Source organism: Methylococcales bacterium, assembly GCA_030949405.1.
Classification (GTDB): domain Bacteria; phylum Pseudomonadota; class Gammaproteobacteria; order Methylococcales; family Methylomonadaceae; genus WTBX01.
The window spans coordinates 146,039-157,143 of the sequence record JAUZSN010000002.1; the positions used below are offsets into that span (position 1 = coordinate 146,039).

At 34.6% G+C, this 11,105-nt stretch carries 10 protein-coding genes and 1 pseudogene; 4 read left to right on the forward strand and 7 right to left on the reverse strand.

The genetic code is table 11. From position 1 onward, the window contains the following. Positions 1-51 precede the first annotated feature (51 nt). The 4 genes from Q9M50_00810 to Q9M50_00825 form a co-directional block, all read right to left on the reverse strand. Positions 52-2,097 carry an acyltransferase family protein gene (locus tag Q9M50_00810; GenBank protein ID MDQ7089177.1) on the reverse strand — a complete coding sequence of 682 codons (2,046 nt, stop codon included), beginning with the start codon at positions 2,095-2,097 and terminating at the stop codon, positions 52-54. A gap of 100 nt (positions 2,098-2,197) precedes the next feature. Then, positions 2,198-2,773, reverse strand: coding sequence for a YggT family protein (locus Q9M50_00815; GenBank protein MDQ7089178.1), 576 nt, complete (start codon positions 2,771-2,773; stop codon positions 2,198-2,200). Then, positions 2,774-3,601 carry a pyrroline-5-carboxylate reductase gene (gene proC, locus Q9M50_00820; protein ID MDQ7089179.1) on the reverse strand — a complete coding sequence of 276 codons (828 nt, stop codon included), beginning with the start codon at positions 3,599-3,601 and terminating at the stop codon, positions 2,774-2,776. Positions 3,602-4,271: 670 nt separating this feature from the next. Beyond that, complete coding sequence (locus tag Q9M50_00825) at positions 4,272-5,654, reverse strand: transglycosylase SLT domain-containing protein (GenBank protein ID MDQ7089180.1); 1,383 nt, start codon at positions 5,652-5,654, stop codon at positions 4,272-4,274. A gap of 172 nt (positions 5,655-5,826) precedes the next feature. Between Q9M50_00825 and Q9M50_00830 the strand changes: the two genes are divergently transcribed. From Q9M50_00830 to Q9M50_00845, 4 genes are all read left to right on the forward strand, one after another. Next, a complete protein-coding gene (locus Q9M50_00830) occupies positions 5,827-6,468 on the forward strand; it encodes a methyltransferase domain-containing protein (GenBank protein MDQ7089181.1) in 642 nt (213 codons plus the stop codon). Further along, entirely contained in the window at positions 6,465-6,911 is a 447-nt protein-coding gene (gene rnhA / locus Q9M50_00835; protein MDQ7089182.1) for a ribonuclease HI, read from the forward strand. The genes Q9M50_00830 and rnhA overlap by 4 nt, the downstream gene beginning before the upstream one ends. Positions 6,912-7,007: 96 nt before the next feature. Then, a complete protein-coding gene (locus tag Q9M50_00840) occupies positions 7,008-7,676 on the forward strand; it encodes a DUF4124 domain-containing protein (GenBank protein ID MDQ7089183.1) in 669 nt (222 codons plus the stop codon). Between the two features lie 185 nt (positions 7,677-7,861). Beyond that, positions 7,862-8,566 (forward strand): hypothetical protein, encoded by a 705-nt coding sequence (locus Q9M50_00845; protein MDQ7089184.1) that lies wholly within the window; start codon positions 7,862-7,864, stop codon positions 8,564-8,566. A 302-nt stretch (positions 8,567-8,868) separates the two neighbouring features. Here Q9M50_00845 and Q9M50_00850 read toward each other — a convergent pair. The 3 genes and pseudogenes from Q9M50_00850 to Q9M50_00860 form a co-directional block, all read right to left on the reverse strand. Further along, positions 8,869-10,045: pseudogene (locus tag Q9M50_00850) on the reverse strand (NnrS family protein). 48 nt (positions 10,046-10,093) lie between these two features. Beyond that, on the reverse strand, positions 10,094-10,600 hold the full coding sequence (locus tag Q9M50_00855) for a TIGR00645 family protein (GenBank protein MDQ7089185.1): 507 nt from the start codon (positions 10,598-10,600) through the stop codon (positions 10,094-10,096). A 53-nt stretch (positions 10,601-10,653) separates the two neighbouring features. Beyond that, positions 10,654-10,989: a hypothetical protein gene (locus Q9M50_00860; GenBank protein MDQ7089186.1), complete on the reverse strand. Its 336-nt coding sequence runs from the start codon at positions 10,987-10,989 to the stop codon at positions 10,654-10,656. Between the last annotated feature and the right edge of the window lie 116 nt (positions 10,990-11,105).

Genomic DNA, 11,105 nt, shown 5'->3' on the forward strand with positions numbered 1-11,105 from the left:
TGTTGGTTTCTATTAGTTGCATGGAAATCTTCTTTTCAGGAAATTGTTGCTTTAGAAACTACATTTTCCTATGAATTGAAGATTTCCTCTACTTTTAAAACTGTCCGAAGTATTGCCTTTAGATGACCATATTTGTTTCACTTTAGATTCAAAACTAGGGTATAAAAGACGATTCCCATACGCACTCAAATGATCTCCATCAAAAAACAAAGGAATGGTTTTCTCGAAAGCTGAACACGTCATTGTTTTACATAAAATCGGAAAAGGATCCCATATAATGAGTTGAGGAAACTTAATGGCTAATAAATCCAATGAATCCATAATCGGCTTTCTTCGCTCTAAAAGAAATTTACGTTTTATAGTGAACCCCGATGCGCAAATAGGATTGTTTTTATTAAACCAGTCAGAACAACGAAAAGGAGGGGATCTAAAAACAGGCTTAGGGGCATCAATCATAACATTCAATGATAAACGACGAAATTCTTGAATTAATGCACTCGCTTCATTTAAAGCAACTTTCTGTACTTTAACACCCCAACTCGTTAATTGATTACTTTGCTCTTTAAATGAACCCCATTGCGTCCCCACTCTATTTAGGCGTAAAGACGCTAAAAAAATAATATCATTCGGCGATGATAACTTTTTAATGATGGGAATCAACGTTTTTAGTTTATTTTTACATGCGGGATCAACAGGATAAATAAGGTTTGCATAACTACAGCCGACCGCATACTGATGAATTTGAACCCCCTGCTCATCGGTTAGTTTTTTAAATAAGGTGCTATAGGCACTCGTGTGAGAATCACCCAGCACAAATAAGTTACGACCCGAAAATTCATTTTTAAGCGTAGAATTATCGTTTTCTGTCCACGGAAGCGGATACCATGTTGCTTGATCTTTCGTAACACTAAGACTTATATCAGGTTGAAACTTAAAAATAGTTGACGATAATTTAAACGCTCCCGAAAGAATAATCAGACCCATGATGAAAATCTTCCAATTTTCTTTACGCCTAATAAATTTATTTTTTGCAATGAACACTTCAATAAAATGATAAGACATCATTGCAAAAAAAAGGGTGATAAATATTGCAAGAGTCCTATTTAAAATAGTTTCAAGACCGAGTGTCCATCTGAAAATAACATAAACAGCCCAGTGCCATAAATAGAGAGAATATGAAATTTTCCCTATATAAACCATGATTGAATTTTCAAAAACTCTTTGAATTATAAATTTTTTATTAAACGGGTGGGTTAATCCTAAAATTAATAATAATGCACCACTTACTGACAAGATAGCCCACGGAAAAGGAAAAGATGCTTTATTAGAAAAAATAAACCCTAATAAAATAAGAGCAAGTCCGAAAAATAAATATAATTTAGATAAAATAACCCACGGCGAGGTTAATTTTTCATACCCCTTTAATCGATACAGTAATGCTCCACTGGCTAATTCCCAAAAACGACTGGGTAATAAATAAAAGGCATTATCAGGGTTATTAGTGGTTTCATACCATGAAAAATATAAGGATATAAATAAAAGAGCAATTAACAGCCCATTCGAGATAACGCCTAAAATTCCCTGTCTTTTTTTATATTTAAACCATATAAAAAATAATAAGGGATATATCAGATAAAATTGTTCTTCAAGTCCTAAAGACCACGTATGTGTAAACGGGTTAAAATCGACTCTAGGCGAAAAATAACCATCATTAAACCAAATAAGCGCGTAATTACTGAGTCCAAAGAAAGCATAAAGACCTGTTTTTTCACTTGTTGAGCTTAACCATGATTCAGGTATAAAAAGTGATGCAATAAAACTGGTAAAGACAAGACATACGATTAATGCAGGAAAAATTCTAATAATTCGTCGTGAATAAAAATCAAGCGTAAAACTAAATAAATTAGTCTTATAATTTCTAGCGAGCGAACCACTAACAACATAGCCTGAGATAACAAAAAATATATCTACGCCTGAAAATCCACCAGGTAAATACGATTCTTTGAGATGAAATAACATGACTGCTAAAACAGCGATGGCACGTAAACCATCAATTCCTTTAATATAATGGGTATAAGGAAGTTTTTCTGTATACATAGGAGGTGTTAACTAGTTATTGACATAATCAATACCGATCCCTATTTTAGGGTAATCTTAGTTTTGACATTGGGCATCGGTATTGATAAAAAAAGGATTCTTAAGCAATTAGATTAGCTAATTCTTGTAACGGCGGTAAAATCATCATTTTAATCATTTGCAAACCAATAAGCGCAACTAAAGGTGAAATATCCATGCCACCTAAATCGGGTATAAATTTACGGCAATTGTCTAAAATAGGCCCAGTTAGCTTAACTAATAAATCATGCAACGCGTTATAATTTCCAGGGTTAAACCAACTTAATAACGCAAGAATAAAAATAGAAAAGATAAAAACATCAAAAATTAAACTGAGTAAACCGCTAAATGAAATAATAATTAATACAGGAATACTCGGTAAAAAACCTTGCAGTAAAAATACACAAAAGTTACTGATAATTTGTAAAATAAACGCTAATAAAATAGAAGATGTATCTATTTTTCCGATAGATGGAACAACACGGCGCATTATTTTTAAGGGAGGGTGCGTAATTTTAACTAAAAATTGTGAAATAGGGTTATAAAAATCGGCTCCAACCCATTGAAGTAAAAAGCGTAAAATAACGGCTAAAATATAGAGTGAAAATAAACTATCAATTAAAAAAATAGCGGGCTGAGAAAAATAAGAGGCCGACATTTAGGCATCTCCCAGTTCTTTAGACAGTTCTATAGAGCGTTCTTTTGCCGCGTGTAATGCTTTTGAAACCAATTCACTAAAATTTCCCGCTTCAAAGATTTCTATTGCCTTTTGTGTGGTTCCACCTGGAGATGTAACCCGTTGGCGCAATTGTTCAGGCGACTCATCGGACTCTAAAGCAATTTTTGCAGCGCCTAATGCGGTTTGTTGAATTAGTAATCGGGCTGTTTTTTGGCTAAGTCCTAACGCTTGCGCTGTTTTTTCCATCGCTTCCATTAATAAAAAATAATACGCAGGCCCACTCCCTGAAATAGCCGTTACTGCATCTAATTCCGCTTCATCATCAACCCAAAGTGATAGACCAACGGCCCGTAAAATATTTTCAGCAAGACTTTTTTGCTCGTTATTTACATTTGAATTTGCATGAAGTGCCGTCGCACCCGTTAAAACTAAGGCTGGTGTATTAGGCATACAGCGAACAATAGCCATATTATCCCCTACCCATTGGCTTAAGCTTTGTTGGTTAATACCTGCGGCAATTGAAATGACTAAGGGTTGCTTTGTTTGTAGTGGTGTCGTTATTGTTTCTGCAACGCTACGTAAAACTTGGGGCTTTACCGCAAAAACAACCACATCGACTTCGTTTATAACGGTTTCATTATCATTAGAAATATTAACATTAAGTGTCGAGGCAAGTTGCTGTAAGGTGTCTGGATTAACATCAGCAACCCAAATTTGCTGTGGTGAGTGTCCACTAGCGATCAAACCATTAATAAGGCTAGAGGCCATGTTGCCGCCACCAATAAAACCAATATTTTTTGTTTTCATTTATATTTTAGACAAGAGTTAAGAAAATAGAATCCTAAGAAATAATCAAAAATTATCATCTTTACATTCGTTGATAAAAGTCGCCTTAGAAATAAGAGATTAATAACGTCTGAAAATCGGCTACAAAATCAAAAGATATTTTGTAGGCTAGGTTACGTTTTTTACGATCGCAAAAAAACTAACCCAGCCTAGGCCGGCCTTCTTCATTTTTCGATTTACAGTTTAAATCGGAGTCCAATAGCTTTAACTGTTACCGAGTTACGAAAATAGCTAAAGCTATTTTACGCCACGCTATTTTTTAAGAATAAAGTGTAAACTACTTTTGAGCTAAATGAAAGATGCCCCAGCCTTACAAAAAAATTCAGATGTTATTAAATTCTATATTCCTTAAGAGCTTATTTTATCTCAAGGGGGTATTATTTTACGCGAGTTATTTTAAAAATGAAATATGCGCTACAGGCTAACATTAAAAAGAGTTATTTTTAAAGACCTAAAATAAAAAAACCTCGGTCGTTTTAAAAACTTCCGAGGTTTTAATGGGCTACCAACTTAAAGCGGGATGCTTTTAACATCAAAATTCGATGAAACTTAAATACCCGCAGTAACTGAATGGACTGCTGTCCCGTTTTAAGTGGCTAGTCTTTTAATTTAAAGATTTAAAGATTAATTATTAAGCCCGAGTTTTAACTAAGGTTCTAATCGACGCGGGTGGAATTTTTAAAACCTTCCCTACTTCGATATTTTTAACTTGTTCTCTATTTAACTTGTTAATTTTAACAATGTCTTTAATGTGTGTTTTATGTAATTTGGCAATAATTTTTAAGCTATCACCTTTTTTAATTTTGTGCTTAATCCAGTCAACACGTTGATTTTTAGGTAATTTATTGAGTCGATATTTAAAGTTTTTAGCATCACGTATTTTTACTAATAAGCGATGAGGTCCATTAGGCGGTGTCGTGACACGGTTAAAAGCGGGGTTTAATATAAAAAACTCATCAAACTTCATGTTCGCCATTTTGGCCGCTTTGGATAAACCTAATTGTGATCCAATATTAACGACTTTAAAAAAAGGTCGATCAGGAATAGATTTTAAAGGAAGCTTGTATTTTTCAGCATTCGCAAATAATTTAGCGAGGGCTAATAACTTAGGGACATAATCACGTGTTTCTTTAGGAAGTTTTAAAGACCAGTAATTGGTGTTTAAATCCTGTTTTTTATTACGTCTAATGGCTTTTTTAACATTTCCAATGCCGACATTGTAAGAGGCTAAGGCGAGAAACCAATCACCATCAAACGATTTGCTTAGTTTTTTTAAATACTTAGTTGCAGCACGGGTTGACGCATAGACATCACGACGACCGTCATACCACCAGTTTTGCTTTAGGCCAAAGGATAGTCCCGTTGACGGAATAAACTGCCATAAACCCGCCGCACTTGCAGGGGAGGTAACATTGGCCCTGTAAGAGCTTTCTATAATAGGTAATAAAGCAAGTTCGCCCGGAATATTTTTTGATTCTATTTCATCCATGATAAGATGCAAATAGGGTTCTGCACGGCGTTGAATCTTAACTAAATGGCTCGGATGTTTTAGGAATTTTTTCATTTCTTCATCGACGCGTTTATTATCAATGTCAGGAAGCGCGTATAATGCAAACATTCGACTCCAAATGGATTGAGTTCCATCTTTATTGAGTTCTGTCCTTTTTGTTTCTTTAACTAAGTTTACGGTTTTACGCTCTTTGATCTGTTTTTTGGGTAGCTCTTTTTTAATCGCAATTTTTTGCAGTGAAATCTTTTCTAATGCAACCTTTTTTAGTGCAATATTTTCTTTTAGCGCAACCTTTTTTAGCGCAATCTTTTCTAGTTTTTCATTCTTATTTTTATTTTTAGCAACAAAAACACCGTCTTTATCAAGCTGGGAAATAATGACCCCGTCTTTATCAAAGGTGTTAATTGAAACATACTTTGTTGCTTGCTGAGAACAACCTGAGGTTGATAAAGCACTCAAAAATAATAAATAACGTAATGACCTGTTAGAATTAGCTAAAATCACTTGTTACCCCACTTTAAAAAATAGTTACCGTAAGTTATCAATTGTATCATCAGGGTTGTTGATTTTACTATTGTTTTTCTATTTATCTCTTAAAAATATGAAACGAGAATTTTTATTTTCCTGCTACCAATCCCCAAAGGGTAAGCTATTACAAGCATTAGAAATCAAGTATTTGAAAAAATCGATTGATATAAGTTGTCAGCAAACAGTGCTACAAATTGGAGCTTTAGGTTTTGAAGATGATTATATGGATTGTGACCTCTATAAACGCTTTACCATTTTAGATAATTTTGCAGAGGGGACGTGTCTTGCAACTAAAATTCAGGCTAAAGCTTTTAATTTACCGATACAATCAGAAAGTATTGATATGATTATTTTACCGCATTTATTGGAATTTGATGCTCATCGGTTTCAATCTATGCGCGAAATAGAACGCGTTTTAAAGCCTGAAGGACATTTGATTATTTTGAATTTTAATCCGTGGAGTATTTGGTTACGTTCACAATATGTGCGTGATAAACGGCTTGCAGAATCATGGCGGGGACATTTTATCAGTCGTTCGCGTATTTTAGATTGGTTGAAATTACTTAATTTTGAATTGAAGACAACGACTGAGTTTGAAGTAAATTCATTTAAAACGCATAGAAATCAATTTAGCGTTAATAAAAATACCTTATTAGCGACAGCCTATGCCATTAACGCGGTAAAACGTCGTTATACCCTTATTCCATTAGCCCCTGCGCGTGTTGTCGCACCCATGAGGTTAAATGTAGCAACCCCCTTTAAAATTAATTCAACGGATAAAAGAAGATGAGTGAAAAACCTGTAATTATTTATACCGATGGCGCGTGTAAAGGCAATCCTGGCAAGGGCGGCTGGGGAGCTTGGTTGCAATATAAAACCCATGAAAAAGAATTGTACGGCGGTGAGGCGAATACAACAAATAATCGTATGGAGTTAATGGCGGCTATTCAAGCATTAGAAACGTTAACAAAACCGTGTGTCGTTGAATTGTATACGGATTCTGTTTATTTGAAAGATGGGATTAACAAATGGATTTCAAACTGGAAAAAACGGGGTTGGAAAACGGCTAATAAACAGCCTGTTAAAAATGAGGATTTATGGCGAAGGTTGGATGCTGCGAGAGAGTCTCATGAGGTAAGTTGGAAATGGGTTAAAGGTCATTCAGGAAATAAAGGCAATGAAAAAGCAGATGAGCTTGCAAATAAAGGCGTTGATACGTTAACGATACGCTAATTTTTGATAGAAAAGTCATTGTTTATGTGGTCTCTCTATGATAGATTCAGCGTTTAAAATGATTTTTATTGATCCCTTAATTGTGTAAAAAATATTATGAAAAAAAACGCTGTTTTTATTAAAAGTATTGGTTTTATGGTCTTGATAACGTGTTTTTGTCAGCCGAGTTATGCAAAAATGTATAAATGGGTTGATGAAAATGGCAAACTGTTTTTTTCTGATAAAGTGCCGCCGACTCAAAAACATTTGGAGCGTGAACAATTAAATAAAAATGCTCAGGTTATTCAACAAGTAGAAAAAAAAGAAGTTAAAAAAATAAAAGTAAAGACTAAAGACGATTTAATTGCGGAGGCACGTGATGAAGCGTTAAAAGTGAAACAAAAAATAGCCTTAGATAAACAACATAAGCGGGATAAATTTTTACGAAGCACCTTTGATAGTTTTGAGTTTATGCAAATAAGCCATAAAGGTCGGTTAAAATCCTTGGATATGAGCATACAAGCCTTAGATGATGGCCTTATTTTACAAAAAGAAGCCCTCATAAAGCAGAAAGAAAAGCTTGCAAATACTAATCAAGAGAATAAAGAGGCGTTGAAAAAAGAACACGCGGTTGTTTTAGAAATTGAAACTAAAATGCAGCAAGATCAATTAAAATTAGAATCAATATGTACAGATAGGGGGGAAACAGAAAAACAGCAACTCATTGATGAAAAGCGTTATTTATTGATTATGAAATCGAAATCGGAGAAACCCAATAACAAATAAACAATAGTTCGGACAGTTTTTGTAACCCATTGATTTAAAAAAGAATTTACCAACACATCTTGTAAATATAAAACCCTTTAAAATCAATTCCTTATAGAATTAAGACCGCTATCTTTTTTAAAACTGTCCGAAGTATTGAAATAAATAGAGTTTGTTAAATGGCCATTTCTCTTACAAGGTTTTAAATGAAAGTCGATATAGAAAAAAAAGTACAACGGATGATTGAGGCACCTTTTGAAATAGAGGAAATTAAAACTATTCCTGAATTTAATGACTCACGTTTATGTTTTGAAAATAAAGGATTACGCTTTGAAGCGACCATCATTTATTTAGAAATACGCAATACGATGTTAATACTCAGTCGAAATACGCCTGTTATGTTAGAAAAAATTAGGATGAGTTATTTTTATGTGATGATCGAAATTGTACGTAGCTTAGGGGGAAAGGTTCGTAGAGCGCATGATGATGGTTTTTATATTTTTTTTCAAGGTTCAACACAAGATTCATTGAATGGTGCGGTGAAAGCGGCTATGAAAATAAAATATATGCTGACGAATGAATACTCACAAGTTAAAAAGATGCTGGATAGTTATGATGCGTTAAATTTTGTCATGGGAATTGATGATGGCAAGGTGTTGTGTGTTCAAACGGACGAAAACGGCTTGGTTTGGAGTGGGGAGGCTTTAACCGTTGCGGTTGATATTGCTAAAAAATTATCTATTTCGGGACATATTGGGGTTTCAAAGCGAGTTCATCATAATTTGAAAGATACGATTAAGTATCATAAAGGGAAAAAAGAACACCAAGAAATATGGCGTTCTGACCAGTTTACTCATCATCAGGAAAAACACACCTATTTTTATACGTCCTTTTTTTGGACGGTTTCTTAATCGCTTGATGCTAGAAAATAAGCTTTATAGTGAGAGATGTTTATTGAAAATGACTAAAAGGGTCTTTTTATGGGTCGCCTTCATTTTTCGGGCTACCAACTTAAAATGGGATGCTATGGAGGCGAAACTTAACCGTTCGTCCTAAGCCTAGTCGAAGGGCGGACGGTTAAGCCGTTCATACTTCGACAAGCTCAGTACGAGCGGCTTAACGTCAACTTGTCCCGTCTTAAGTTAGTAGCTATTTTTGGGAAGCTAAAGGAAGGATGCCTTTTATTTTATAATTTTTAAAACTTAGAATTCACTTATTCGGCTTTACCATCGACTCGATCGCTGGTTAATATAGGAGTATAAATGACCAGAAATAATGAAAAGGCGGCTAACCAACACAGCGTTGAAAAATAAACAAAATCTGAATACCATTCAGGAATAATAAACGGCATTAAAACACGAAATAGAACGGCCAAATTAATTAAAACAAAGGCTAATGCAATCCCATTAGAAACACGTAAAGCTCGTCCTGTGTGTCCTAGGGATACTCTAGCCATCATTCCTAGTGTTAATACGCCAATGCCTCCTACGGTAAACGCATGGGTGGCTATAGAGGGTAATAAAATTTGATACGCGGCCAGTGCGGTTAAAATGAAGCCTAAGATAATCCAACAATAGCCCATATACAAAACCCATAACAAGGGAAGATACCAAATTCTATGCACGTACCAAAAATAAAGACGAATGCTATTGATAATGGCTGCTATTGAAGCTGCGACCGCTAATAAGGTTCCCGTTACATTAGTAAGTAATAAGGCGAAAACGATAAATGCTGAAATAATGGCGAGGATATCAAGTAAAGGTTTTCTAATAATTAAAACGCCTGATAAAGCGCGTTCAGTAAAAAATGGAAAAATACGCCCTGAAATAATTAAAATTATCATAATAATCATGGTCAACGCAAGGTTGATTCCAAGGGTTGCTGTTTCTTCTATAAAACCGACTAATTGTAAATGTACCAGCGCATTACCTAACATCATAATAGATAATAAGGTGGGAAATAATAACATTTTAGGCTTATCGACTTCGGCAATCGGTTTGATGAGGCAAATAATTAAAACGGGTAAATAAGCAAAGTCGATTAGAGCAATCCATAAATCAGGGAGTAATTCCGAATAAAAAGGCACAATACGCCCATAAATCCATAATAAACACAGTAATGCTAGTTTATCCCCTTGAAGGGTCGGCTTTCCTGTCCAATTTTTTACAGCCGTCAATAAAAAACCACTAATAACAGCGGTTGCATAACCAAATAACATTTCATGGCTATGCCAGTAAAGACTCGGATAATAATTATCAAGCTCAAGGGTACCGTTAAAAATAGATGACCATAATGAAATTAATGCAAGTGCGGATAAACCCGCTAATGCAAAAAAAAGCTCTAAATCCTAAGTTAAACAAGGGGTAATTAAAAATGGGGGGTGTTTTCATGGGGGAGTTCCAACTAAATTAAGTTTTTCAACGGGGCGGGGGGGGTAGTTAATGTTTGGTTAATTTATCTAAATACCCCATTAAAAAAGCGGATAAAACCATTGTTAAGTGGATAACAACATACCATAGTAATTTGTCGTTACTGGTATTTTCTACGTTCATGAATATTTTGAGTAAATGAATGGATGAAATAGCGACTACGGAGGCGGCCACTTTCATTTTTAATGAGCCGTAATCATGGGTTCCTAGCCAATCTAATTTTTCTGTTGTTTTCCCAATATTCATTTCAGAAACAAAATTTTCATAACCACTAAACATCACAATAACCACCATGCCGCCGACTAAAGCAAGATCAATGAGTGATAGTATTTTAAGAACTAAGTCGGTTTCTTCCATTTGAAAAATATGAGGTAAAAAATGGTAGATTTCTTGGAAAAATTTTAGAGATAAGGCGAATAACGTTAAACTTAATCCCATATAAATAGGGGCTAATATCCAACGACTCATATACATAATCTGTTCTGAGGTATGCTCAATTTTAGTTCTTAGATCCATTTTTTATAGCTTAAGGCGGCGAGGTTAAAAACACGTTAGCTGAAAAGAAACTATTAAGCCAAGATTGCCATTCCAGAGGCAATTTTTAGCATGATTATTTTTTGTTTTGTAAGATGAGCTTCTTTTTCAGAGAGCATTGAAAAAGATAATAGCGTATTACCTTGGTGTTGAAAAAGTGTTTTTTCCCAAAAGTAAATGGGGCGAGGTTGACTGGATTGATAGCTGTTCCAAGGGGATGGTAATTTTTTTATTAGGGTTGAAATTTCTAAAAAATAGAGACCGTCATTTTCGGATAGATCAATAAAGCTAATAAATTCCCATTGTAATAAAATGACGTTATGATCCCGCCATTTAGTTTGATAATAAATGCCCTTATCATCCGCTGACATTACAAAATAATCCCAACACCGTTTTAAGCTATAGCCTATCGCTAAAATAAACGCTGTAAAAAGTAAACAAAAGATAACGATTTGCTTGGCAAGATTGCTATCTTTAGATAAAAAAA

Excerpts from the sequence above, each read along its gene's own strand:
- proC (MDQ7089179.1), bottom strand. The coding sequence starts at position 3,601 with ATGAAAACAAAAAATATTGGTTTTATTGGTGGCGGCAACATGGCCTCT.
- Q9M50_00815 (MDQ7089178.1), bottom strand. The coding sequence starts at position 2,773 with ATGTCGGCCTCTTATTTTTCTCAGCCCGCTATTTTTTTAATTGATAGT.
- rnhA (MDQ7089182.1), top strand. The coding sequence starts at position 6,465 with ATGAGTGAAAAACCTGTAATTATTTATACCGATGGCGCGTGTAAAGGC.
- Q9M50_00845 (MDQ7089184.1), top strand. The coding sequence starts at position 7,862 with ATGAAAGTCGATATAGAAAAAAAAGTACAACGGATGATTGAGGCACCT.
- Q9M50_00840 (MDQ7089183.1), top strand. The coding sequence starts at position 7,008 with ATGAAAAAAAACGCTGTTTTTATTAAAAGTATTGGTTTTATGGTCTTG.
- Q9M50_00810 (MDQ7089177.1), bottom strand. The coding sequence starts at position 2,097 with ATGTATACAGAAAAACTTCCTTATACCCATTATATTAAAGGAATTGAT.
- Q9M50_00855 (MDQ7089185.1), bottom strand. The coding sequence starts at position 10,600 with ATGGATCTAAGAACTAAAATTGAGCATACCTCAGAACAGATTATGTAT.
- Q9M50_00860 (MDQ7089186.1), bottom strand. The coding sequence starts at position 10,989 with ATGTCAGCGGATGATAAGGGCATTTATTATCAAACTAAATGGCGGGAT.